General features: G+C 66.9%; 21 protein-coding genes. 9 read left to right on the top strand and 12 right to left on the bottom strand.

Annotated features, from left to right (window positions below):
• Nucleotides 1-67: 67 nt before the first annotated feature.
• Nucleotides 68-1,147 (top strand): YeiH family protein, encoded by a 1,080-nt coding sequence (locus K5L94_RS09740; protein WP_053449509.1) that lies wholly within the window; start codon nucleotides 68-70, stop codon nucleotides 1,145-1,147.
• A gap of 84 nt (nucleotides 1,148-1,231) precedes the next feature.
• Nucleotides 1,232-2,608, top strand: a complete 1,377-nt coding sequence (gene dbpA / locus K5L94_RS09735; RefSeq protein WP_274512500.1) for an ATP-dependent RNA helicase DbpA — start codon at nucleotides 1,232-1,234, stop codon at nucleotides 2,606-2,608.
• Nucleotides 2,609-2,782: 174 nt separating this feature from the next.
• On the opposite strand, the gene K5L94_RS09730 is transcribed toward dbpA, so the two are convergent.
• The 4 genes from K5L94_RS09730 to K5L94_RS09715 all read right to left on the bottom strand — a co-directional run bounded on the left by K5L94_RS09730 (nucleotide 2,783) and on the right by K5L94_RS09715 (nucleotide 6,568).
• Nucleotides 2,783-3,319 carry an adenine phosphoribosyltransferase gene (locus tag K5L94_RS09730; RefSeq protein ID WP_049457836.1) on the bottom strand — a complete coding sequence of 179 codons (537 nt, stop codon included), beginning with the start codon at nucleotides 3,317-3,319 and terminating at the stop codon, nucleotides 2,783-2,785.
• A gap of 569 nt (nucleotides 3,320-3,888) precedes the next feature.
• Nucleotides 3,889-5,454, bottom strand: a complete 1,566-nt coding sequence (locus K5L94_RS09725; RefSeq protein WP_197586625.1) for a protein adenylyltransferase SelO — start codon at nucleotides 5,452-5,454, stop codon at nucleotides 3,889-3,891.
• 32 nt (nucleotides 5,455-5,486) lie between these two features.
• Nucleotides 5,487-6,176: a glutathione S-transferase family protein gene (locus K5L94_RS09720; RefSeq protein WP_053449507.1), complete on the bottom strand. Its 690-nt coding sequence runs from the start codon at nucleotides 6,174-6,176 to the stop codon at nucleotides 5,487-5,489.
• 182 nt (nucleotides 6,177-6,358) lie between these two features.
• The gene (locus K5L94_RS09715; RefSeq protein ID WP_004153307.1) at nucleotides 6,359-6,568 is read right to left on the bottom strand and encodes a cold-shock protein; all 210 of its coding nucleotides are present in this window, start codon (nucleotides 6,566-6,568) and stop codon (nucleotides 6,359-6,361) included.
• A gap of 301 nt (nucleotides 6,569-6,869) precedes the next feature.
• Between K5L94_RS09715 and K5L94_RS09710 the strand changes: the two genes are divergently transcribed.
• Complete coding sequence (locus tag K5L94_RS09710) at nucleotides 6,870-7,358, top strand: YaiI/YqxD family protein (RefSeq protein ID WP_274512499.1); 489 nt, start codon at nucleotides 6,870-6,872, stop codon at nucleotides 7,356-7,358.
• Between the two features lie 6 nt (nucleotides 7,359-7,364).
• On the opposite strand, the gene K5L94_RS09705 is transcribed toward K5L94_RS09710, so the two are convergent.
• Complete coding sequence (locus tag K5L94_RS09705; protein WP_053449506.1) at nucleotides 7,365-8,243, bottom strand: pseudouridine synthase; 879 nt, start codon at nucleotides 8,241-8,243, stop codon at nucleotides 7,365-7,367.
• A 124-nt stretch (nucleotides 8,244-8,367) separates the two neighbouring features.
• On the opposite strand from K5L94_RS09705, the gene K5L94_RS09700 reads away from it, so the two are divergent.
• From K5L94_RS09700 to K5L94_RS09690, 3 genes are all read left to right on the top strand, one after another.
• On the top strand, nucleotides 8,368-8,916 hold the full coding sequence (locus K5L94_RS09700; RefSeq protein WP_053449505.1) for a YaeQ family protein: 549 nt from the start codon (nucleotides 8,368-8,370) through the stop codon (nucleotides 8,914-8,916).
• The gene (locus K5L94_RS09695) at nucleotides 8,913-10,097 is read left to right on the top strand and encodes a BaiN/RdsA family NAD(P)/FAD-dependent oxidoreductase (RefSeq protein WP_053449504.1); all 1,185 of its coding nucleotides are present in this window, start codon (nucleotides 8,913-8,915) and stop codon (nucleotides 10,095-10,097) included. The genes K5L94_RS09700 and K5L94_RS09695 overlap by 4 nt, the downstream gene beginning before the upstream one ends.
• Nucleotides 10,098-10,188: 91 nt before the next feature.
• Entirely contained in the window at nucleotides 10,189-12,258 is a 2,070-nt protein-coding gene (locus tag K5L94_RS09690; RefSeq protein ID WP_040009725.1) for an EAL domain-containing response regulator, read from the top strand.
• Nucleotides 12,259-12,329: 71 nt separating this feature from the next.
• On the opposite strand, the gene fabV is transcribed toward K5L94_RS09690, so the two are convergent.
• The 6 genes from fabV to K5L94_RS09660 all read right to left on the bottom strand — a co-directional run bounded on the left by fabV (nucleotide 12,330) and on the right by K5L94_RS09660 (nucleotide 19,986).
• Nucleotides 12,330-13,589, bottom strand: a complete 1,260-nt coding sequence (gene fabV / locus K5L94_RS09685; RefSeq protein ID WP_053449503.1) for an enoyl-ACP reductase FabV — start codon at nucleotides 13,587-13,589, stop codon at nucleotides 12,330-12,332.
• Between the two features lie 697 nt (nucleotides 13,590-14,286).
• Complete coding sequence (gene secF / locus K5L94_RS09680) at nucleotides 14,287-15,267, bottom strand: protein translocase subunit SecF (RefSeq protein WP_049456823.1); 981 nt, start codon at nucleotides 15,265-15,267, stop codon at nucleotides 14,287-14,289.
• 15 nt (nucleotides 15,268-15,282) lie between these two features.
• Nucleotides 15,283-17,139 (bottom strand): protein translocase subunit SecD, encoded by a 1,857-nt coding sequence (gene secD, locus K5L94_RS09675; protein ID WP_053449502.1) that lies wholly within the window; start codon nucleotides 17,137-17,139, stop codon nucleotides 15,283-15,285.
• 61 nt (nucleotides 17,140-17,200) lie between these two features.
• Nucleotides 17,201-17,545 (bottom strand): preprotein translocase subunit YajC, encoded by a 345-nt coding sequence (yajC, locus tag K5L94_RS09670; RefSeq protein ID WP_006434333.1) that lies wholly within the window; start codon nucleotides 17,543-17,545, stop codon nucleotides 17,201-17,203.
• A gap of 133 nt (nucleotides 17,546-17,678) precedes the next feature.
• Nucleotides 17,679-18,809 carry a tRNA guanosine(34) transglycosylase Tgt gene (gene tgt, locus K5L94_RS09665; RefSeq protein WP_053449501.1) on the bottom strand — a complete coding sequence of 377 codons (1,131 nt, stop codon included), beginning with the start codon at nucleotides 18,807-18,809 and terminating at the stop codon, nucleotides 17,679-17,681.
• Between the two features lie 79 nt (nucleotides 18,810-18,888).
• Nucleotides 18,889-19,986, bottom strand: coding sequence for an alpha/beta hydrolase (locus tag K5L94_RS09660; protein WP_274512498.1), 1,098 nt, complete (start codon nucleotides 19,984-19,986; stop codon nucleotides 18,889-18,891).
• 137 nt (nucleotides 19,987-20,123) lie between these two features.
• Between K5L94_RS09660 and K5L94_RS09655 the strand changes: the two genes are divergently transcribed.
• Nucleotides 20,124-21,173 (top strand): hypothetical protein, encoded by a 1,050-nt coding sequence (locus K5L94_RS09655; RefSeq protein ID WP_274512497.1) that lies wholly within the window; start codon nucleotides 20,124-20,126, stop codon nucleotides 21,171-21,173.
• Nucleotides 21,174-21,186: 13 nt separating this feature from the next.
• Here K5L94_RS09655 and queA read toward each other — a convergent pair whose 3' ends face one another.
• Nucleotides 21,187-22,254 carry a tRNA preQ1(34) S-adenosylmethionine ribosyltransferase-isomerase QueA gene (gene queA / locus K5L94_RS09650; protein ID WP_053449498.1) on the bottom strand — a complete coding sequence of 356 codons (1,068 nt, stop codon included), beginning with the start codon at nucleotides 22,252-22,254 and terminating at the stop codon, nucleotides 21,187-21,189.
• 211 nt (nucleotides 22,255-22,465) lie between these two features.
• On the opposite strand from queA, the gene K5L94_RS09645 reads away from it, so the two are divergent.
• Both K5L94_RS09645 and K5L94_RS09640 read left to right on the top strand, forming a co-directional pair.
• Nucleotides 22,466-23,962: an aminotransferase class III-fold pyridoxal phosphate-dependent enzyme gene (locus tag K5L94_RS09645; protein ID WP_053449497.1), complete on the top strand. Its 1,497-nt coding sequence runs from the start codon at nucleotides 22,466-22,468 to the stop codon at nucleotides 23,960-23,962.
• Between the two features lie 100 nt (nucleotides 23,963-24,062).
• Entirely contained in the window at nucleotides 24,063-24,656 is a 594-nt protein-coding gene (locus K5L94_RS09640; RefSeq protein ID WP_274512496.1) for an LOG family protein, read from the top strand.
• Nucleotides 24,657-24,659: the final 3 nt, after the last annotated feature.

The following is a 24,659-nucleotide window of genomic DNA, read 5'->3' as shown; positions in this document are numbered from 1 at the left end:
ATTATTCGTTTTACAGGTCAATCACACAGGCGCACGCTGGCGCCACTACTTCAGCCCCGTCCCCGTCATGAACGCCCCTGCCCTCTCCCCCTGGTCCCTGCCCGCCCTGCGCCAACGCTGGCAACCGCGCCTGCCCGGCCTTCTACTGGTGGGCCTGATCGCTGCGGCCTCGCTATACCTGGCCGAGCTTCCGTGGCTGCAGGCGCACGGCCTGAGCGCGCTGACCGTGGCCATCGTCGCCGGCATCGTGGTCGGCAACACCCTCTACCCGCGGCTGGCGCCGAGCAGCGCAGCCGGTGTCGGCTTTTCCAAGCACTGGCTGCTGCGTGCCGGCATCGTGCTGTATGGCCTGCGCCTGACCTTCCAGGACATCGGCCATGTCGGCGTCAGCGGCGTGCTGATGGACGTGCTGGTAGTGGCCAGCACCTTCGGCCTGGCCTGCTGGCTGGGTGTGCGTGTTTTCAGGATGGAGCGCGAGGCGGCAATGCTGATCGGTGCCGGCAGCGCAATCTGCGGCGCGGCGGCGGTGATGGCTGCCGAGCCGGTGGTGCGCGGCCGTGCGGCGCAGGTCACCGTCGCGGTGTCGACGGTGGTGGTGTTCGGCACGCTGGCGATGTTCCTGTACCCCGCGCTGTATGCACTGGTGCAGTCACACGGCTGGCTGGCCATGGACGCACGCCAGTACGGCCTGTTCACCGGCGCGACAGTGCATGAAGTGGCGCAGGTGGTGGCCGCAGGCCGTGCGGTCAGCGAAGCGGCGGCCGATACCGCAGTGATCACCAAGATGGTGCGGGTGATGCTGCTGGCACCGTTCCTGGTCGCACTGTCGCTGTGGCTGGCGCGTGGTGGCAAGGCCAGCGCCGACGGCAGCAAGGCGCGCATCGTGGTGCCGTGGTTCGCGTTTGGTTTCGTGGCGGTGGCCGGGTTCAACTCGCTGCATCTGCTGCCGGCTGGTTTGCAGGCCGGGCTGGTGCAGCTGGATACGGTGCTGCTGGCGATGGCGATGGCCGCACTCGGCCTGACCACCCACGTCTCGGCGCTGCGCCAGGCTGGGCTGAAGCCGCTGCTGCTGGCGCTGATCCTGTTCGCCTGGCTGCTGTTCGGTGGGCTGGCGATCCACCAGGGCGTGCTGGCGGTGTTGGGCTGAGCAGGAGCGTGCAGACCCAGGTCGGCACCCACATGGATGAAGGCCCCAGGACGGGAGCTGCCGCGCGGACGGGTACAATGCGCCATGACTGACTTCTCGACCCTGCCGCTGAGCCCGGCCCTGCAGCCCGGCCTGGATGCCCTCGGCTACACCACTCTCACCCCTGTGCAGGCGCAGAGCCTGCCGGCCATCCTCGATGGCCGTGATGTGATCGCACAGGCGCCGACCGGCAGCGGCAAGACCGCCGCCTTCGGCCTGGGCCTGCTGCAGTCCATCGACCCCAGCCTGATCCGCGTGCAGGCGCTGGTGCTGTGCCCGACCCGCGAACTGGCCGACCAGGTCGGCAAGCAGATCCGCAAGCTGGCCACCGGCATTCCCAACCTGAAGCTGCTGCTGCTGGTGGGTGGCGTGCCGCTGGGCCCGCAGCTGGCGTCGCTGGAAGGCCATGACCCGCACGTGGTGGTCGGTACCCCCGGCCGCGTGCAGGAACTGGCGCGCAAGCGCGCGTTGAACCTGGGTGCGGTGCGCACGCTGGTGCTGGACGAGGCCGACCGCATGCTCGACATGGGCTTCGAGGAGCCGATCCGCGAGATCGCCGGCCGCACCCACAAGGACCGCCAGAGCCTGCTGTTCTCGGCCACCTTCCCCGACAGCATCCGCGCCATGGCGCGTGACCTGCTGCGCGACGCGGTGGAAGTGACCGTGGAAGGCGCCGACCAGGCACCGGCAATCCGCCACCTGTTCTGCGAGGTGGAACCGGCGCACCGCCAGAAGGCACTGGCCGGCCTGCTGCTGAAGTACACGCCCGAATCGGCGGTGGTGTTCTGCAACACCCGCAAGGACGTGGACGAAGTAGCCAAGTCGCTGCAGCAGTTCGGCTTCTCCGCCCTCGCCCTGCACGGTGACATGGAACAGCGCGACCGCGAGGAAGTGCTGCTGCTGCTGGCCAACCGCAGCTGCAACGTGTTGGTGGCCAGCGACGTGGCCGCGCGCGGGCTGGACGTGGAAGAGCTGGCGGCGGTGATCAACTACGAACTGCCGACCGACGTGGAGAGCTACCAGCACCGCGTGGGCCGTACCGGCCGTGCCGGTGCCAGTGGCCTGGCGATCAGCCTGGTGGCCGGCCGCGAGAAGACCCGTGCCGAAGCGATCGAAGCGCAGATGGGTCAGCCGCTGGACTGGCAGAAAACGCCGCTGGCAACCTCGCGCCCGGCCGAGCTGCCGCAGGCGGCAATGCGCACGCTGCGCATCGATGGTGGCAAGACCGACAAGCTGCGCCCGGGCGATATCCTCGGCGCACTGACCGGTGACGCCGGCCTGTCGAGCAAGTTCATCGGCAAGATCGCGATCTTCCCGACCCGCTCCTACGTGGCGATCGCGCGCGAGCAGGCCAACAAGGCCGTGGCGAAGCTGGAAGCCGGCAAGATCAAGGGCCGTCGATTCCGCGTGCGGATGATGTGATTGAAGCAGCGTTGCCAACCACGGTTGGCAACGGCATGACCTGGTAGCGGCCAACCTTGGTTGGCCCGTCCATGGCGTCGGTTGCGAAAAGCGATGCCAACCCAGGTTGGCAACTACCGGTTCACGGCGGTTCGCTCTGGTAGGTGCCAACCTTGGTTGGCACTCACCCTACGATCAGAACACCAGTTCAGTGTGCAGCGGCAGATCCGCTTCCCAGCGGGCACGGCCACCCAGGCCGTCCAGCTCGACCAGCACGCCGGCGCCGACCACGTCGACACCCAGGCGGCGCACCAGCGACAACGCGGCGACCAGCGTGCCGCCGGTCGCCAGCACGTCGTCGATGATCGCGACGCGGGCGCCAGCCGGCAGCGCATCGGCGTGCACCTCGATGCAGTCGCTGCGGTATTCCAGCGTGTACTCCTCGCGCAGCACCTGGCCCGGCAGCTTGCCCGGCTTGCGTACCGGCACGAAGCCCACGCCCAGTTCCAGCGCCATCGCGGCGCCGAGGATGAAGCCACGCGATTCAATGCCGACCACCGCGTCCAGCTTCTGGTCGCGCCAACGGTCGGCCATCGCGGTGATCGCACCACGGAAGTCCTCGCCGTGGGCGAGCAGCGGCATGATGTCCTTGAAGAGGATGCCGGGCTTGGGGAAGTCGGCGATGTCGCGCAGGCGGGAGGCCCACTGCGGAGCGACGAGGGCGTCGGTCATGTCACGTTGGCTATCTGATGGCGGCATAGGGTACCTGTTCCGGCCGTTGCCTGCCTGTTGAGGGGTATCGGCCGGGCTGCGCCCGGCACCTGCAGAGGCTTCAAGCAACGGCAACGGCAAGAGCTGGTTTCCTGAGGGATGGCGGGGTGGGTCCGGTTGCGGGGGGCGCCGTAAATACATCCATGTAGGCTCGGTCGCCGCATCCATGCGCCTCACGCCCCCGCAACCGGACCCACCCCGCCTTCGACAGATTTCTGCGATCTGCAGTAGATCCACGCCATGCGTGGATGAATCTCCATCGGAATCGAATATTTCGAGAATTGAATGAAATGTATCCACGTGTCGACCAAGGTCGACACCTACCCGCAGCAGCGGGAATCTGTCGGAGGTGGGGCGGTGTCGGAGTGCGGGGTGTCAGCCGCATGGATGCGGCTGCCAAGCCTACAGGGACGTACTTGCGGCGTCCCCGCACTCCGACACCGCCCCGCCAAACCACGGAATCCAGCTTTTGCTCTGGCTGTTGACCTGGCCTCTGCAGGTGCAGGGCGCAGCCCTGCCAACACCCATCCTCAGGAACTGCAGGACAGCATCGAGCAGCCGGCGCGGTTGTCGGCCCACGCCGGGCGCTTGCCGGCGAAGTGTTCAAGCCCCGGGCGCTCGGTATACGGGTCGCGCAGCACCTCCTGCAGGGCGTGCACGCCACCGAGGTCACCCTGCTCCGCGCGGTCGATCGCCTCCTGCGCCAGCCAGTTGCGCAGCACGTACAGCGGATTGGCGGCGCCCATCTTCGCCCTGCGTTCGCTGGCCGACAGCGGATCGGCGCGCAACCGCGTCGCGTAGTTCTGCAGCCACTGCTGCAACGGCGCCCGCAGCGCCTGCTGGCGCGTCTCGTCGTAGTACACCGCGTCCAGCACCGCCGCATCCGGTGCCGCCGGATCGATGCGCATCAGCGCGCGCCAGGCCAGGGTCATGTCCATCGCGCCGTCCTGCATCAGTTGCTGCCAGCGCAGGTAGAGCTGCAGGTCGTCGTCGTCGGCCGCGGCCAGGCCGAGCTTGGCGGCGGCATCGCGGCGCGTACATGCCACGAAGGTGGACTGGTAGGCGGCCAGACCGGCCTGCAGCGGTGCCACATCGGCAAACAGCGGCGCCAGCGCCTGTGCCAACCGGCTCAGGTTCCAGTACGCCACCTGTGGCTGCGTACCAAAGCGGTAACGGCGGCCCTGCGCGTCGGTGGTGTTCGGCGTCCAGTCCGGGTCGAAGTCCTCGACCCAGCCGTAAGGGCCGTAATCGAGCGTGAGGCCGAGCACGGACAGGTTGTCGGTATTCATCACACCATGCACGAAACCCACGCGCATCCAGTGCGCGATCATCTCGGCGGTGCGCACCGCGACCTGCGCGAACCAGTCGCCATACAGCGCCTCGCCCTGCCCCTCCAGCTCGGGGAAATCGCGGGCGATGCAGGCATCCACCAGCAGCTGCAGCAACGCGGTTTCACCGCGCGAAGCCGGCAGTTCGAACGAACCGAAACGCAGGAACGAGGGCGACACGCGGCACACGATGGCGCCAGGCTCGGCACGCGGATGGCCGTCATAGAACATGTCGCGCACCACGTCTTCGCCGGTGCCGACCAGCGACAACGCACGCGTGGTCGGCACGCCGAGGTGGTGCATCGCTTCGCTGCACAGGAATTCGCGGATCGACGAGCGCAGTACCGCGCGACCATCGGCACCGCGCGAATACGGCGTCGGGCCCGCGCCCTTCAGCTGCAGCTCCCAGTGACGGCCGTCGGGCGCAACCAGTTCACCCAGTGAGATCGCACGGCCATCGCCCAGCTGCCCGGCCCAATGGCCGAACTGATGCCCGCCGTAGTTCGCCGCCCACGGCTGCATGCCGGCGTACAGCGCATTGCCGCCGAACACGCGGGCGAAGCCTTCGCTCTCGACGTCAGCGGCATCGAAACCGAGCAGCGTGGCCACCTCCGGCGACCACGCCAGCAACGTGGGCGCCGCCACCGGGGTCGGCATCACCGGTGACCAGGCCGCGGCCAGCACTTCACGGCGGCGCGGGCCGGATTCGGGGTCACCCGGCAGACTGTGCAGCAGGCGGTTGTCGAAACGGGGGCTGTCGGTATCCATGGCCTTGAAGATGGGGGCGACCGCCGCCCGCCTCAATTGCCGCTGAGCGCCTGCAGGTGACCACCGTGGGCCTCGGCGCGCTGGTAGGCCGGGCGCTCGCCGATGCGCTTGAGGAAACCACGCAGTGCAGGCTTGTCGTCGAGGCCACCGCCACGTGCAGCGGCGGCCTGGATCGGGAAGCTCATCTGGATGTCGGCCGCGCTGAACCGCTCACCCGCAAACCATGGGCTTTCGGCGAGGCGGCGTTCCATCCAGTCCAGGTGCAGGCGCCGCTGCGGGCCAATGAAGCCCCGCTCGGCCTTGTCGGCAATGCTGCGCGCGATCGGGCGCGCGAAGAACGGCATCGGCGCGTTGCGGATGCGCCCCATCACCAGGGTCAGCAGCAACGGCGGCATCGCCGAGCCTTCGGCGTAGTGCAGCCAGTAGCGGTAGGCGATGCGCTCGGCGCCCTCGGCTGGCATCGCTGACGGCGACAGCTGGCGCTGGGTGTCGTAGCGGTCGGCAAGGTAGTCGAGGATCGCACCGGATTCGGCCAGCACCAGCTCGCCATCCTGCAGTACCGGCGACTTGCCGAGTGGATGCACGTTGCGCAGCTCGGGCGGCGCCAGCAGCGTTTTCGGATCGCGCGGATAGCGACGGAGCTCGTAGTCCAGCCCCAACTCTTCAAGCATCCACAGCACGCGCAGCGAACGGGAGTTTTCCAGGTGGTGGACGATGCGCATGAGGATGATCCTTGGGAAGACCTGCATCGTACCGCGCTGGATGCATGCCCCTCGTAGAGTCGAGCTTGCTCGACTGTCGTTGAAAGCAGTCGAGCAAGCTCGACTCTACAAAACGGCGGGCAATAAAAAACGCCGGAAGCTTTCGCTTCCGGCGTTCTGGCTACCCAACGGTAGCAGACGGATTAGACCGCCTGCACCTGGTCAGCCTGCATACCCTTCTGACCCTGGACGGCGATGAAGGTAACCTTCTGGCCTTCCTGCAGGGTCTTGAAGCCGGTGCCCTGGATGGCACGGAAGTGCACAAACAGGTCCGGGCCGCTTTCCGGGGTGATGAAGCCGAAGCCCTTGGCGTCGTTGAACCACTTGACGGTGCCGGTCTGACGATCAGACATTTGACTAACTCCTGAAACACATGTTGAAAAAATCGCAGCCACCGGGTATCGGGGCCGAGACTGAGTTGCAGGCGTTGGTAAAGCGGATCGATGAGCGGATCGTGAGATCAACTGCACCAGGCCACGATTCACGGTGACCCTAGCAAACACAGTGGGACGAACGATACGCGTGTTTTCTGCAAAAAGCGATAGCCCGGACGTTCATGGGCAGGGCCCGCCCGCTAGGCGTGACAAGGGCTGGCAGCCGATCGTGGCTAACTCCGAGTCCCCATTCAGGTTTTTCCTACCCTACACTGGGTAAATGACTGAAGCTGAATCCCAAGCTGAACCCGCCCTCCCCCGCATCTGGGTGGATGCAGACGCCTGTCCTGGCGTCATTCGCGACATCCTGTTCCGGGCCGCTGAACGGGTCGGGATCGAGCTGACCCTGGTCGCCAACCAGTGGATCCGCACCCCGCCCTCGCGCTGGTTGCGCTCGATCCAGGTGCCGCAGGGCCTGGACGTGGCCGACAGTGCCATCGTCGAGCGGGTTGCCGCTGGCGACCTGGTGGTCACCCAGGACATCCCGCTGGCCGCGCTGGTGCTGGAGAAGAAGGCCGTCGCACTGAACCCGCGCGGCCAGCTGTACACCCCGAACAACATGGCCGAGCGCCTGTCGATGCGCAATTTCATGGAAGAGCTGCGCGGCGCCGGGGTCCAGACCGGGGGCCCGCCGCCCCTCGGCCCACGCGACCGGCAGCTGTTCGCCGCCGAACTGGACCGTTGGCTGGCCCGGCGTCCCGGCCGCTGAACGGCGCTACCCCGCCTGATCCGGCAGGCACAGGCGGCGCTGGCTGCTGAACTGCCGCCGTTCCCCGCTGAGCGGATCATCGAAGGCCAGCCCCTGTGCCAGCAGCTGCAGGGGCGGCTCGACCGCCCCCTCCGGGCGCGACCTCAGTTGCGGATACAGGTCATCGCCCTCGATCGGCGCGCCCAGCGCGGCCATGTGCACGCGCAGCTGGTGCTTGCGGCCGGTCGCTGGCCGCAGCCGGTAGTGCCAGATCGGTCCCTCCGCCTCGATCAGTTCGATCCGGCTCCGCGCATTGGGCTCGCCCGGCGCTTCGGCCATGCGGAAGAACGGCTCGCCCGGCACCAGCCGGCTATGCCGCTGCAGTGGGAACGCCACGCCCGGCAGGGCCGGTGCCAGTGCCTCATAGATCTTCTCGATGCGCCGTTCGCGGAACAGCCGCTGGTAGGCATCGCGTGAGGCCGGCTGCGTGGAGAACAGCACCAGCCCGGCCGTCAGCCGATCCAGCCGATGCAGCGGCACCAGCTCGGGGTTGCCGGTGCGGACGATCAGACGCGCCAGCAGGGTTTCGCGCACGTGCCGGCCGGCCGGCGTCACCGGCAGGAAGTGCGGCTTGTCGGCCACCAGCAGGTGCGCATCCAGATGGACGATGGTCTCGGCGAACGGAATCACCGGCTCGTCGGCCACCTCGCGGAAGTACTGGATCTCCAGCCCCACCTGCCAGGGCAGATCCGGCGCCAGTGCCCTGCCCTGCGTGTCCTGCACGCGACCACGGGCGAAGCGGTCCTGCCATTGCGCGCGGTCGATGCGCGGGAATCGCGCACACAGGCCATCAAGCAGGCTGGGCCAGTGGCCGGGCGGCAGCTGCAACCGGCTGGGAGGGGTCATCGGGTCCATTCCTGCGGCGGACAAGGACGGCAAGCGTGCCACGTTGACGCTCTGCCGACAGCCCGGCAACGGACACCCCAAGAGCAAACCTCTATCATTGTCCTCTTTAGTCCACGGATCCCCCATGGCTCTTACCGCCACCATCCGCAAGGCCGAACTACAGATCAGCGACATGGATCGCGGCTACTACGCGACCCACAACCTGACCCTGGCCCAGCACCCGTCCGAGACCGACGAGCGCCTGATGGTGCGCCTGCTCGCCTTCGCCCTCAACGCCGGTGATCGCCTCGAATTCGGCCGCGGCCTGAGCACCGATGACGAGCCCGACCTGTGGGAACACGACTACACCGGCGACATCCTGCAGTGGATCGACCTGGGCCATCCGGACGAATCGCGCATCCGCAAGGCCAGCAACCGCAGCCGCCAGGTGCAGGTGGTGAACTACGGTGGCAACGCCTCCGAGATCTGGTGGACCAAGCAGGGCAAGGGACTGGCGCGTTTCGACAACCTGTCGGTGGTCGACCTCGACGGTGCCTTCGTCGAGCAGTGGGGCCAGCAGATCCAGCGTGCGATGCGCTTCAGCGTGCTGATCCAGGATGGCGAAGTGCAGATTCTCAACGACCAGATCCAGCTCGACATCATCCCGAACTGGCGCAAGCGCGCCAAGGCATGAGCACGATCCGCTGCGATGTAGTGGTCATCGGCGCCGGCGCGGCCGGGCTGATGACTGCGATCACCGCCGGCCAGCGCGGCCGCCAGGTGCAGGTGATCGACCATGCCAACAAGATCGGCAAGAAGATCCTGATGTCTGGCGGTGGCCGCTGCAACTTCACCAACACCGGCACCACCCCGGCCAACTTCCTGTCGGCCAACCCGCACTTCTGCAAGTCGGCGCTGGCCCGCTACACGCCCTGGCATTTCATCGAGCTGGTCAGCAAGCACGGCATCGCCTACCACGAGAAAGAGCTGGGCCAGCTGTTCTGCGATGTCTCGTCCAAGCAGATCGTGAAGATGCTGGTGGACGAATGCCAGGCGGCTGGCGTGCAGGTCCGTACCGACTGCAGCGTGCAGCGCATCGAGCACGGCAGCGACGGCTTCCGCGTACACACCAGCCACGGCCTGTTCCACTGTGCCTCGCTGGTGGTCGCGACCGGCGGGCTGTCCATTCCCAGCATGGGTGCCACCGGTTTCGGCTATGAGATCGCACGCCAGTTCGGCCACGCGGTGCTGCCGACCCGCGCCGGGCTGGTGCCGCTGACGCTCAGCGGCAAGCACCAGGAGCGGCTGGCCGAGCTCAGCGGTGTCGCCCTGCCGATCGAGGCGCGCTGCAACGGAAAGAGCTTCCAGAACTTCATGCTGCTGACCCATCGCGGCGTGAGCGGCCCGGCGATGCTGCAGATTTCGTCCTTCTGGCAGCCTGGCGACACGCTGGAACTGGACCTGCTGCCCGGCCAGGATGCCGGCGAGTGGCTGCGCCAGATGAAGCGCGAGCGGCCGGCCGCCGAGCTGCGCACGGTGCTGGGCGAGGTACTGCCCAAGCGGCTTGCGCAGCGCCTGTGCGAACACTGGCTGCCCGACCGCCCGGTGCGCCAGCTGGACGAGCCGGTGCTGCGCCAGGCCGCGCAGCTGCTGGGCGCGTTCCCGTTGGTGGCCAGCGGCACCGAAGGCTATCGCACCGCCGAGGTCACCCTGGGCGGCGTGGACACCGCCGAGGTTTCGTCCTCGACGATGGAATCCAGGCGCGTGCCCGGCCTGCACTTCGTTGGCGAGGTACTGGACGTGACCGGCTGGCTGGGCGGGTACAACTTCCAGTGGGCCTGGGCCAGCGGCCACGCCGCCGGCGGCGTGGTGTGAACCACATCGCCGTTCGATGCGCGCAAGGGGGGCGCGCATGGACGGTTCGGCGCGCATCGTGTATCTAGATTTGCAGATTGGGGAGCAGTGCATGCAGAACGCGAACGACATCACCATCCGCCTGCTGATCGTCGATGACAGCGGCGAGAATGCCGAAGCCATCGTCAGCGCCCTGCGCAACAGTGGCATCGCGGTGCGCCCGTGGCGCCCGCAGGATGCGGCCGAGCTGGCCCAGGTGCTGGACAGCCAGGCCATCGACCTGGTGCTGGCCTCGCCGTCGCCGGGCATTCCACTGCCGCTGGTGGCCCAGCACATCGCCGCCAGCGGCAAGGATATTCCGCTGGTGCTGCTGGCCGAGCGCATCGATGAGGACGAGCTGGTGCAGGCCAGCAGCCATGGCATCCGCGCCCTCGCCCTGCGCCAGCGCCCCGAGCATCTGCTGGCCGTGGTCCGCGACCAGTGGGTGGACCTGCAGGCCCGCCGTGGCCTGCGCCGCATCGAGGCACAGATGCGCGAAACCGAGCGCCGCTGCGACGCGCTGATCGCCTCCTCGCGCGACCCCATCGCCTATGTGCATGAAGGCATGCACATCCGGGCCAACGACGCCTATCTGGAGATGTTCGGCTACGAGCATTTCGACGACATCGAAGGCATTTCGCTGCTCGACATGGTCGCCGCGCAGCATGTGGAAGGCTTCAAGCAGCTGCTGAAAGGCCTCAGCCGTGGCGAAGCGCCGCCGCCGCAGTATCAGCTCGACGCCCGTCACGAAGATGGCAGCGCGTTCCCGGCAACGATGGAATTCACGGCGGCGACCTACGAGGGCGAATCCTGCCTGCAGGTGGTGCTCCGCCGCCGCATGGAATTCGATCCGGAGCTGGCACGCGAAGTTGAAGACCTGCGCCAGCGTGACCAGGTCACCGGCCTGCTCAACCGCCCGACCTTCATGCTGCAGCTGGAAAGCGCGGTGGCCCAGGCCGGTCGCAGCGAAGGCCAGTTCGGCCTGCTGTTGATCGAACCGGACCATTACGCACGCCTGCTGCCGGACATCGGCCTGGCCTCGGCCGACGCGCTGATCGGCGCGCTCGCCGCCCTGCTGGCCGAGGTGGTCGGCGAGGACGCGCAGCTGGCCCGCTTCGGCGAACACAACTTCGCCGTGCTGCAGGCTGGGCCCTATGCGCAGACCGTTGCGCTGGCCGAGCGCATCCGCGAAGCCTATGCCGCGCATGTCTTCAGCATCGGCGCACGCTCGGCCACGGTGACGGTCAGCATCGGCGGCGTGCAGGTGGGCGAGAAGATCGCCAGCATCGGCCAGGTGCTGGCACGTGCCAGCGAATGCACGCAGGCCGCTGCCGAGCTGGGCAATACCTGCCGCATCTTCGACCCCGCCGCTGCCGACCGCGTGGAGGAAGAGCGCGTGCTGCGCTGGGTGGCACGCATCCGTGAAGCGCTGGCCGGCGACGGCTTCCAGCTGCACTACCAGCCGGTGCTGAATCTGCAGGGCGAGCCGCTGGAACTGTACGAGGCCTACCTGCGCCTGGAGCACAACGGCGAGCTGCTGAGCCCGACCGCGTTCCTGGGCATTGCCGAGGAGCACGGGCTGCTGGCCGACATCAACCGCTGGGTGGTTTCGCGGGCCATCGCGGTGCTGGGCCAACGTGCGCGCGAAGGCCATGCCACCCAGGTGCTGGTGAAGGTCACCCCGGAATCGTTCGACGATCCGCAGATGATCGCCACCCTGCGCCGCGAACTGCAGGCACAGGGCGTGCCAGGCGAACGGCTGTGGCTGCATGCACCGGAAGCGAAGGTGTTCACCCATCTGCGCAGCGCGCAGCAGTTCCTTGCCGAGGTCGCGCCCCTGGGCTGCCGCATCGGCCTGGAGCAGTTCGGTTCGGGGCTGGATTCGTTCCAGTTGCTGGCCCACTTCCAGCCGCAGTTCCTCAAGCTGGACCGCGGTTTCACCAGCGATCTGGCCGCCACCCGCGAGAACATCGACCGCATCAGCCAGATCACCGCGCGTGCGCAGGAAGCCGGTATCCGCACCATCGCCGAGTTCGTCAGCGACGCCAATTCGATGACCCTGCTGTTCAGTGCCGGCGTGGACTATGTGCAGGGCGACTTCGTCGGCCCGGCCTTGCCGGAGATGGGGTTCGAGTTTGGTTGACCCACGGGGCTGCCGGCCAGCGGCCGGCACTACCCAACGAAAAGGCCGGCTTTCGCCGGCCTTTTCATTGATCAGGTCATGTCGACCAGATTCTCGATCCTGACGTCCGGATTGACGTCGGCTTCGTAGTCGACACCTTCCACGCCGAAACCGAACAGGCGCAGGAAGTCGGCCTTGTAGCCGGCCAGGTCGCTGATCTCGTACAGGTTCTCGTTGGTCACCTGCGGCCACAGCGCAACCACCTTGCCCTGCACGTCCGCGGCCATTTCCTTGTAGTCGGCACGCAGGCGGCCTTCCTCATCGACCAGCGCGACGGTGTGGCCATCGGCATCGACCAGGTCGTGGCGCAGGCGATCGACCGCCACGCCGTCAGCCTTGCCGCCGTAGAGGATGTCGTACAGCACGTCCAGCTGCTCGATGCAGCCTTCATGGGTGCCCTTTTCCTTCATCACCTTGAACAGCAGCGACAGGTACAGCGGCATGGTCGGAATGGCCGAGCTGGCCTGGGTGACCACGGCCTTCAGCACCGACACGCGCGCATCGCCACCGATCTTTGCCAGCTTCTCGCGCAGGCCCAGCACCTTGGTGTCCAGGTCCTTCTTGGCGGCACCGATCGAGCCATTCCAGTAGATGGCCTGGGTGATCTCTTCGCCCACGTAGGTGAAGGCGGTGGTGGTGCAGCCGTTGGCCAGCACACCGGCATCGGCCAGCGCATCGATCCACATCTGCCAGTCTTCACCGCCCATGACCGCGACGGTGCCGGCGATTTCTTCGGCGGTAGCCGGCTGCAGGTGGGTCTCGGTCAGCACTTCCTTGTCGGTATCCAGGCCACGCAGCGTGATCGGCTCACCGATCGGCTTCAGCGTGGAGCTGATGATTTCACCGGTCTTCGGGTGCTTGCGGCGCGGTGCAGCCAGGCTGTAGACCACCTGGTCGACCTGGCCAAGATCGGCCTTGATCATCTCGATGGCCTTGGCCTTCACCTCATCGGAGAAGGCATCGCCGTTGATGCTCTTGGCGTACAGGCCGGCTTCGTCGGCGTACTTGTGGAACGCGGCCGAGTTGTACCAGCCGGCGGTGCCCGGCTTGGATTCGCTGCCCGGACGCTCGAAGAAGATGCCCAGGGTCGCCGCGCCGCTACCGAACGCCGCAGTGATGCGCGCCGCCAGGCCGTAGCCGGTGGAGGCACCAATGACCAGCACGCGCTTGGGGCCGTTCTGGATCGGCGGACGCGCGCGGATGTAGTCGATCTGCTGCTTGACCGCGGCCTCGCAGCCGGTCGGGTGGGTGGTGACGCAGATGAAGCCGCGGACGCGCGGTTTGATGACCATGGATACCTCGGGTTGGCAGATGCGGCGCACGGGGCGCTCAGCAGGAATACGGGTGCGCGCCTGCGCGCGCGAACCGCAGGATCGTAGTGCGCGGGGGAAGATTGCACAACCGACGCTGGCGTAGGGTGGGATTTTGTTCTGCAGGGCTGCGCCCTGCACCCGCCGGAAGCCAGAGCAACGTCAACGTCAAAAGCTGGGTTCCTGTGGGTTGGCGGGGTGGGTCCGGTTGCGGGGGGCGCTGCAAGTACGTCCATGTAAGCTCGGTCGCCGCATCCATGCGGCTCACGCCCCCGCAACCGGACCCACCCCGCCTTCGACAGATTCCCGCGATCTGCCGGAACGGCACCCTGTTCTGGTAGGTGTCGACCTTGGTCGACACGGATGAATTCATTCGATATCTGACAAATGTGTCGACCAAGGTCGACACCTACCGACAGCGCGCGGTCCAACAGCCGCATGAACCTGTCGAAGGTGGGGCGGTGTCGGAGTGCGGGGTGTCAGCCGCATGGATGCGGCTGCCAAGCCCCCAGGGATGGGTTCACGGCGTCCCCGCACTCCGACACCGCCCCGCCATCCTACGGAATGCTGCTCTGGCTTTGGCTTTGGCTTTGGCTTCTGCAGGTGCAGGGCTGCAAGCCCTGCAACACAAAAAACCCCGCTTGCGCGGGGTTCTCTGTGTGCTGCGCGCCGCAGGTGATTACGGGCGACGGGCCAGAGCCTCGACGTCCTTCGCCTTCGGCAGCAGGTCCTGCTTGCTGACGCGCAGGAAGCCGATCGTCAGCATCGGCACCGCCACCAGGATCGAGGACAGCACCACGATCACCGCACCGATCATGTGCGTCTCGGCCAGGCCTTCCATCGAGCTGCCGCCATACATGTACAGGGCAAGCGCCGACAGGAAGAACATCACCGCGGTGATCACCGTACGCGACAGCGTCTGGTTGATCGAACGGTTCAGCACTTCCATCGAGTCCACGCGCAGGCTGCGGAAGTTCTCGCGGACGCGGTCGAACACCACGATGATGTCGTTGATTGCAAAGCCCATCACCGACAGCAGGCCGGCCAGCACGGTCAGGTCGAACTCACGGCCCAGCAGGGACACGTAAGCCACCGTCACGATCAGGTCGAACATCGCCACGATGCTGGCGGTGACCGCGAACTTCCATTCGAAGCGCACCGCGATGTAGATCAGGAAGCCGGCCAGCATGAAGATGGTGGCGTACAGGCCATTCATCGCCAGGTCCTTGCCGATCTGCGGGCCAACGAACTCGTTGCGCAGCACGGTGGCCTGGTTGTCGGCGGTGGACAGTGCCTTCACCACGGCCGCGGCGGTGGCCTTGTCCTCGGCAGCGGCGTCGCCGGTACCCGGGGCATGCTCGCCGTGCGGGGCCAGGCGGATCAGCAGGTCGGTGTTGCCACCGACACTCTGCACCTGCGCACCGTCAAAGCCGTTTTCCTCGAGCTTGGTACGCACCTGCTCGACGTCCACCGCCTTGTCGAAGCGGGCTTCGATCAGCGTGCCGCCGGTGAAGTCCAGCGCATAGTTGAAGCCCTTGAAGCCGATGATGGCGACCGAGGCCAGGAACACCACGATGGTGACCGCCATGGCGACATGGCGCCAGCGCATGAAGTCGATCTTGGTGTCGTTCGGGAGGATGTGCAGCGGAAACAGTTTCATGTGCGTGTCGTCCCGTCAGATGGCCACGTTCTGGAGCTTCTTGCGGCTGCCGTAGATCAGCGTCGCCAGCGCGCGCGACACGGTGATCGCGGTGAACATGGAGGCGAAAATACCGATGATCATGGTCAGCGCGAAGCCCTTCAGCGGACCGGTACCGAATGCGAACAGCGCCACACCGACGATCAGGCCGGTCAGGTTGGCGTCGAGGATGGTGCCGGAGGCACGCTCGTAACCGGTCACGATCGCGGTCTTGCCCGGCACGCCGGCACGCAGTTCTTCACGGATACGCTCGTTGATCAGCACGTTGGCGTCCACCGACAGGCCGACCGACAACGCCAGGCCGGCAAAGCCCGGCAAGGTCATGGTCGCGCCGAACATCGACATCACCGCCACCACGATCAGCAGGTTGAACAGCATCGCGATCGAGGTGATCACGCCGAACATGCGGTAGTAGATGCTGAAGAACACCAGGGTGAACAGGAACGCGAACACCACTGCGCGCATACCGTTCTTGACGTTCTCGGCGCCCAGGCTCGGGCCGACCACGCGCTCTTCGACGAAGTCCATCGGCGCCGCCAGCGAGCCGGACTTCAGCAGCTTGGCCAGGTCTTCGGCTTCCTTCTTCTGCAGGCCGGTGGTCTGGAAGTTCTTGCCGAACACGCCGTTGATGTTGGCCACCGAGATCACTTCCTCGTTGACCTTGAAGCCACGCACTTCCTGGCCGTCGACGACGGTCACGGTCGGCACGCGCTCGGTGTAGACCACCGCCATCGGCTTGTTCACGTTGGCGCTGGTGAAGTCGAACATGCGCTGGCCGCCGACATTGTTCAGCGTGACGCTGACCGCCGGCGAGCCACTGTTCGAATCGGTCACCGCCTGCGCGCCGACCATCTGGTCGCCGGTGACAATCACGCGCTTGTTCAGCAGCACCGGGCCACCGCCATCACGGCGCTGGTAGACCTTCGCTTCCGGCGGGATGCGGCCGGAGGCGATCGCGTCCTGCGCATTGCCTTCGACCACCGCACGGTATTCCAGGGTGGCGGTGGCGCCGATCATGCGCTTGGCTTCGGCGGTGTCCTGCACGCCCGGCAGCTGCACGACCACGCGGTCGGCACCCTGGCGCTGGATGATCGGCTCGGCCACGCCCAGCTGGTTCACGCGGTTGCGCAGGGTGTTGATGTTCTGCTCGATGGCACCGTTGGCGATCTGGGTGATCTCGGCCTCCGGGATGGTCACCGTGATGCGGCTGCCGCTGACGTCGTAACCGAGGGTCGGCTGAGCCTTGACCAGCGCGGTACGGGCGAGCTGTGCCGCGTCATCACCGGCCGACGGGCTCAGGTTGGCCACGATGCTGTTGTCGGCACGACGCTCCACCGACTGGTAGGCGATGCGGGCGTCACGCAGCGTGCTGCGCACGTCTTCGGTGTAGGCGTCCAGGCGCTTGTCCAGGGCGGCCTTCTGGTCGACCTGCAGCACGAAGTGCACACCGCCCTGCAGGTCCAGGCCCAGCACCATCGGGCGACCGCCGAGGTTGGCCAGCCAGTCCGGCACGGTCGAGGCCAGGTTCAGCGCAACGGTGTACTGCTCGCCGATGGTGTCACGCAGGGCGTCGCTGGCAGCGGACTGCGCCTTCAGGTCCGGCAGGCGGACGATCAGGCTCTCCCCTTCCTTCTCGGCGCCAATGGTGGTGATACCGGCCTTGTTCAGGTCGGCCAGCACGCGGTCGCGCAGCGCATCGTCGACCTGCCCGCCACGGTTGGCGGTGATCTGGATGGCCGGGTCCTTCTGGTAGATGTTGGGCAGCGCGTACAGCGCGCTGAGCGCCAGTACGATCAGGATGACGACGTACTTCCAGCGTGGAAATTCGAGCATTGCTTGGGTCCCGCGCGGCGCCATCCCCGGCGCCGCGGTTGTGCTTCGGAAAGGGAGTGGCTTACTGGGCCGACTTCAGGGTACCGGCCGGCAGCACGTTGCCGACAGCGCCCTTCTGCACGCGGATGCGCACGTTGTCAGCCACTTCGATGGTGATGAAGTTGTCGCCGATGTCGGTGACGATGCCGGCGATGCCGCCGTTGGTCAGCACTTCGTCGCCACGCTTGATCTTCTCCAGCATGGCCTTGTGCTCCTTCTGCCGCTTCATCTGCGGGCGGATCATCAGGAAGTACATGATGGCGATCAGGATGATCGGGAACAGCAGCGTGGTCAGGCCCATGCCCTGCGGTTGGCCGCCGGCGGCCTGGGCGTGGGCGGCGGGAATCAGGAAAGCAAGCAGGTTCATCGTTGGTCCTTTGGTTGGGCGGCGCTCCGGCCCTTTCACGGGCACGGCGTGTCGACCGCGGATCTGGGTCAGCCTTGAAGTATGCCACGGCCCCGGGCGTTCGTCCTTGGGCCGTTTGGCAGGGGGTGTCCGGTTACAGGGGCGGCGCGACCGCCCCCCGTGCCGCGTAGAAAGACTCACGGAAGGCCAGGAAGGTTCCCGCCTCGATCGCCGCACGGATGTCGGCCATCAGCTTTTCGTAATAGAACAGGTTGTGCAGGGTGCCCAGCATCGGCGCCAGCATCTCGTTGCAGCGGTCCAGGTGGCGCAGGTAGGAGCGGGTGTAGCCGCCGGTGCAGGCCACGCAGCCGCAGCCCGGCTCGATCGGGTCCATGTCGCGCGCGTACTGGGAGTTGCGGATGCGGACGGTACCGAACGAGGTGAAATAGTGGCCGTTGCGGGCGTTGCGGGTCGGCATCACGCAATCGAACATGTCCACGCCGCGTGCGACACCCTCGACCAGATCCTCCGGCCGGCCCACGCCCATCAGATAGCGCGGGCGGTCGCCCGGCAGTTCCGGATCCAGGTGGTCCAGCATGGCATTGCGCTCGTGCTCCGGCTCGCCCACGGCCAGGCCGCCGATGGCGTAGCCGTCGAAGCCGATCGCCTGCAGGGCTTCGGCCGAGCGGCTGCGCAGGTCGGTGTGCACGCCGCCCTGGACGATGCCGAACAGGGCCGCATCGTTGCCAAGCTCGTCATGCGCGTTGCGGCTGCGCTGGGCCCAGCGCAGGCTCAGTTCCATCGAGCGGCGGGCGACATCTTCGGTGGCCGGGTACGGGGTGCACTCGTCGAAGATCATCACCACGTCCGAATCGAGCACTTTCTGGATCTTCATGCTCTCTTCCGGGCCCAGGAACACGCGGGCACCGTCGGTCGGTGAGGCGAAGGTCACGCCCTGCTCGGTGATCTTGCGGCGATGGGCCAGCGAGAACACCTGGAAGCCGCCCGAGTCGGTCAGGATCGGGCCATTCCAGCGGCAGAAGCCGTGCAGGCCGCCGTGGTCGGCAATGATGTCCAGGCCCGGGCGCAGGTACAGGTGGAAGGTGTTGCCGAGGATGATCTCGGCACCCAGCGCGCGCACCTGGTCCGGCAGGATGCCCTTGACCGAGCCATAGGTTCCCACCGGCATGAAGGCCGGCGTTTCCACCGTGCCACGCGGGAAGGTCAGGCGGCCACGGCGGGCACGGCCGTCGCGGGTCTTGAGCTGGAACTGCAGTCGGGACATGGAGCGGTCATTCAGGCAAATAGTCGCCCATTGTCTCCCAAAACCGGGCGCCGACGAACCCGTGACCTGTCTGCGCCGTTCAGCGCCCTGCCCGCTGGCGCCAACGCTGCGCCAGCAGGTCGGCCAAGGCCTCGGCCTGGATCGAATTCAGGATGTCGTTATGGTTGGCGGAGACGCTGTCCTCGCCGGCAATCACCCATACCGGCCGCTGCTGCATCGGCACGCAGCCCTGGCCGGGTATGCTGACCGCGCGCAGCACGAAGCGGCCATCGGCCAGGGTCGCGGTACAGGTATCCGCTGGCGAGGGTCGACAGGCATCCCCTGTATTGCAGATCTTGGCACGGTGGGTCTGCCGCTGGCGGTCAAAGCCGATCGGGGTATCGCGGAAGGCGATCCGGTAGCCCCAGCCCACCGCCTTGTCGCCCTGCGCCTGCAGCACCGTGACCTTGCGATGCTGGCGCAAAGCGTCTGCTGCCGTGATCGAGACCGCGCCGCTGAACGCCGGCGATGCCGCCCACGCTGCGACCAGCGCCTGCTCGACCGCGTCGAATTCGCGTTCGGCCACCGCCGGGTTGAGCATGAAGTACTCGAAGCCGTGCAACTGCTCCTGCGCCAGTCCGTCCTTGATCGCATGGAACAACGCCGAGCCGCCAAAGCTGTGGCCGATCATGTAGACCGCACGCTCGGGGTGCTGCTCGCGCAGCATCGTCACCACCTGCGCCAGCCCACCCTCACCAACGGCTATAGACGCGTTCTTCCGGTCCCATACGGTCAGGAAGTCGCTCGGCTCCCAGGCCAGTGGGGTGTCGATGGAATCGCCCCGCCAGCCCACGTACAGCCCTCTCACCGGCGCTCCAGCCTTGGCCTCGACGCTCGCAAGGAACCGGTCAAAATCGGTGAAATTGCTGTCGTTGGGCGATGCGTTGTGGTGCCAGCCGTTGATGAATACCACCACAGGCAGGTCGGCCGGCTCCTCCGCCAGCCAGTGCTGCAGGCGGTCGAACTGGCCGGGCCAATGGAACCGCCCTGCATCATCGATCTCGATCACCATGCGCTCGCTGCGCGCCGGTGCGTCGAGTCGCACGGCCTCGTGCTCGGGCCAGTAGGCGACATCGGGCACGCTGGTACAGGACGAAAGACCGCACACGATCAGGCACAGGCCGGCAATCCGCCGCATGAGCGTTCTCCTTGGTGGGGCACAGGCCCCTCCCCGGGGCCTGCGCGCTGCGATCCTAGCCTGCGGTCACGGGCACTGGACGACCGCCTGTCGGAAGGTCCAGACTGCCGCTGCGATGTATCGAACCGGGGGGAACGATGCTGCACCCAGCACTGCGGGCCGGCTGCCTGATTCTGGCCGCTGCCCTGGCCTGCGCGCCCTGCGCGGCCTTCGAACTGCAGATGGTGACCCGTGCCCAAGCCAAGGATCTGCGCACCAGGCTGGACCAGCTTGGCGTTCGCGGCGTCTCGTTGCAGATGATCCTGGATAGCGGCTACGAGCCCGTGCACGAGCGCATCATGCTGATGTCGTACGGCTGCCCCGGCCAACCATCCTGCGCGGCCCATTCCGAGCGCGGCCATATCAGCATGGGGCTGCAATGGAACGACAATCCCCCGGATGTGCCCTCCCTTGGCGCCTGCCAGGGGAAGGTAGTGATGATGCCGCACCGGAGCGGAAACTGCTGGCTGGCTCATATGCTGAAGGCCAAGCGCAATCCCGATGCCGGTTACGGCGAAGCGTCACTGATGGCGCAGCGCTCGCACTACGGCGACATGCAGTTCCTGCATGCCATGGCGAGCGAGCCCGGTGAAGCGGCGTCGACCACGCTGGAACACATGATGGCCTGGGCCGAGTACAGCTACCGCCTTTCCCTGCGCGGAGGCCTGGAGCAGTTGGATGTGGAGGCACCGGTACGTCAGTTCGCCGGCCTGGCGCCCTGGTTCCAGGCCGAAAAGCGCCACTGGACCGGCGCCGACCTTTTCATGTTCGGCCACGAGTACGACGAACCATTGATACGCGACATGGCATTCGGCTCCCTGCTGCATCTGCTGCAGGATTCCTACTCGCAGAGTCATGTCCAGCGCGACTACGCTGCCGATGGCTTACCCATCGAACGCCTGTTGACCTATCGCGGGCAGTCCAGCCACTGCCACGCCAAGGCCGATCGCAAGGGCCCGGAGGAAAAGAAGCCGCTGGCGGCCAACCTGCGCGCGGCAATCGAGATGGGTCGCGAGCTGATCGCACTCCGCGAACGCACTGCACCGTGGACGGAGGCCGAAGGCCTGCTACGTGGCAGCGCCTTCCGCCTCGCGGCGGACGTGCAGCCAGCCGGCACCGGGGCGTTCACCAGCAAGCACTGCAAGTAGCAGGCGCGGCGCCTCAACCCGCCTGCGGGAACAGCAGCATCGCGTCGCCGTAGCTGAAGAAGCGGTAGCGCTGCTCGATCGCGTGCTGGTAGGCCTCGAACACGCGCTGCTTGCCGGCGAACGCGGAAATCATCATCAGCAGCGTGCTCTCCGGCAGGTGGAAGTTGGTCACCATCGCGTCGACGCTGCAGATGCGGTAGCCCGGGGTGATGAAGATCTGCGTCTCGCCAGCGAACGGCAGCAGCTCGCCATCGCGCATCGCGCTTTCCAGCGCCCGCACCACGGTGGTGCCGACGCCGATCACCCGGCCACCGGCCGCACGCGTGCGCCGCACCTGCTGCACCAGCTCCGCGCCGACGTTCAGCCACTCGCGGTGCATCACGTGGTCCTTCAGGTCATCGGCACGCACCGGCTGGAAGGTGCCCGCGCCCACGTGCAGGGTGACGTGGCCGAAGTCCACGCCCTTCTCCTTCAGCGCGGCCAGCAGCGGTTCGTCGAAATGCAGGCCGGCGGTCGGCGCGGCCACCGCGCCCACTTCACGCGCGAACACGGTCTGGTAGCGCTCGCGGTCGTCCACGCCCGGCTCGCGCTGGATGTACGGCGGCAACGGCAGGCGGCCGGCGTGCAGCAGCCACTGCTCCAGTGACTCGGGCACATGGAACTGCAGCACGTAGAACTCGCCGTCGCGGCCCAGCACCTCGGCTTCGCCGCCGGCATCCAGCGCGATGCGGCTGCCGGCCTTCGGCGACTTGCTGGCACCCACCTGCGCACGCGCCTGCTGGCCGCCGAGCAGGCGCTCGATCAGGATCTCCACGCGGCCACCGCTGGCCTTCTGCCCGAACAGGCGGGCCGGAATCACCCGGGTGTCGTTGAACACCAGCAGGTCGCCCGGCTGCAGCTGTGACGGCAGGTCACGCACCTGCAGGTCGGTGAAGCCTGCCGGGGCGGGTGGCACCAGCAGCAGGCGGCTGGCGGAACGTTCAGCCAGGGGCGCCTGCGCGATCAGTTCGGCCGGCAGGTCGTAGTTGAAATCGGACTTCTTCAAGGCAGTGGGCGGCAACAGGTCGACAATGGCGCGCATTGTACGTCCAGCGTCTGCGAGCCGGCGCGCTTCGCGGCGAACGTCGCGCAAAATGCTGCTATGCAGCAGGCTTTTGCGGGGTTATCGCGCAAAAAAACAAGTGCTAGCATCGAGCCGGAAGTCCGCTGCACGAGCCTGCCCCCAAGCGCGCGTGATGACGCGCGTTTTGCTTTTGAAGACCCGTGCGACCCATTGTTTCAGGAGATCTGCAATGAGCTTCATCGAACGCCTCGCCCCCCTGCGCAACCAGCCCGGCACCCGCCTCACTACTGGTCTGGACGACGCCACCCTGACCGCCCTGTCCGCCCGCCATCCGCAGCTGGTTGCCGCGGTGGAGGCTGCCGCCGAGGAATTCGCGCGCGTGCAGGCCGACCTGGGGCCGCTGCTGGCGCAGGACGAGCAGGCGCAGATCGACGCGATGCAGGACGGCTTCGTCAATTTCTACGCCGATGACGCAGTGACCCCGTATGTGGCGCTGGCCGCGCGCGGTCCTTGGGTGGTGACCCTGAAGGGTGCGGTGCTGTACGACGCCGGCGGCTACGGCATGCTCGGCTTCGGGCACACCCCGGATGCCGTGCTGGAGGCGATGGCCCGCCCGCAGGTGATGGCCAACATCATGACCCCGAGCCTGTCGCAGCAGCGTTTCATCACGGCCCTGCGCGCCGAGATCGGCCATCGCCGTGGCGGCTGCCCGTTCGCCCGGTTCATGTGCCTGAACTCCGGCTCCGAGGCGGTCGGCCTGGCGGCCCGCATCGCCGACGTCAACGCCAAGCTGCAGACCGACCCGGGCGCCCGCCACGCTGGCGCGGCAATCAAGCGCGTGGTGGTCAAGGGCAGCTTCCATGGCCGTACCGACCGCCCGGCGCTGTACTCAGATTCCAGCCGCAAGAGCTACATGCAGCACCTGGCCAGCTACCGCGGCGAAGACTCGGTGATCACCGTTGCGCCCTACGATGAGGCTGGCCTGCGCAAGGTGTTCGAAGATGCTGCGCGCAACCACTGGTTCGTCGAAGCCGTGTTCCTGGAACCGGTGATGGGCGAAGGCGACCCGGGCCGTTCGGTGCCGCCGGCGTTCTATGCGCTGGCCCGTGAACTGACCCGTGCACACGGCAGCCTGCTGCTGCTCGATTCGATCCAGGCCGGCCTGCGCGCGCATGGCGTGTTGTCGGTGGTCGACTACCCGGGCTTCGAAGGCCTGGACCCGCCGGACATGGAGACCTACTCCAAGGCCCTCAACGCTGCACAGTACCCGCTCTCGGTGCTGGCGGTGACCGAGCATGCCGCGCAGCTGTACCGCAAGGGCATCTATGGCAACACCATGACCAGCAACCCGCGTGCACTGGATGTGGCCTGCGCCACCCTCGCCCAGCTGACCCCGCAGGTGCGTGCCAACATCGCCGAACGGGGTGCCGAAGCGGTGCGCAAGCTGGAGCAGCTGAAGGGCGAACTGGGCGGGCTGATCACCAAGGTGCAGGGCACCGGCCTGCTGTTCTCCTGCGAGCTGGCCCCGCAGTTCAAGTGCTACGGCGCCAATTCCACCGAGGAATGGCTGCGCCAGCACGGCATCAACGTGATCCACGGCGGCGAGAACTCGCTGCGGTTCACCCCGCACTTCGGCATGGACAGCGAAGAGCTGGACCTGCTGGTGGGCATGGTCGGCCGCGCCCTGCGCGAAGGCCCACGCCGCGAGCAGGCCGCCGCAGCGTAAGAACGCCCAACGCGTCATACTCCATGGATACCCCGCCCGCAACCGCTGATCCGGTTGCCGGCGGGGCGTTTTCGTTTCCGGCCTAGAGACAGGAAGATCCATGAAATCGATCTGTGTGTACTGTGGTTCCAACGCGGGCAGCAAGCCGGCCTACACCGAACGCGCCATTGCCCTGGGTGACCGCATCGCCCGCGACGGCCTGCGCCTGGTGTACGGCGGCGGCAACGTCGGCCTGATGGGAACCGTGGCCAACGCCGTACTTGCCGCCGGCGGTGAAGTAACCGGCGTGATCCCGCGCCAGCTGGCCGACTGGGAAGTGGCCCATCGCGGCCTGACCGAACTGGAAATCGTCGGCTCGATGCACGAGCGCAAGTCGCGCATGTTCGACCTGGCCGATGGCTTCGTGGCCCTGCCCGGCGGCTTCGGGACAATGGAAGAAATCTTCGAGATGCTGACCTGGCGCCAGCTGGGCATCGGCAACAAGCCGTGCGCGTTCCTCGATGTGGATGGCTTCTATGCACCGCTGATCGGCATGATCGATCGCATGGTGGAGGAGCGCTTCCTGCATCCGGACCAGCGCCACGACCTGTGGTACGGCTCGGACATCGAGGAGATGCTGACCTGGATGCAGAACTACCAGCCGGCACAGGCCTCGAAGTGGATTGACGAAAAACGCCGCGCCGCCCTGCGCTGATGC

It is taken from the genome of Stenotrophomonas forensis (assembly GCF_028752115.1).
GTDB lineage: Bacteria > Pseudomonadota > Gammaproteobacteria > Xanthomonadales > Xanthomonadaceae > Stenotrophomonas > Stenotrophomonas forensis.
Note: the sequence above shows the minus strand (reverse complement) of the source record. Positions and strands in the feature narration are given on the sequence as shown.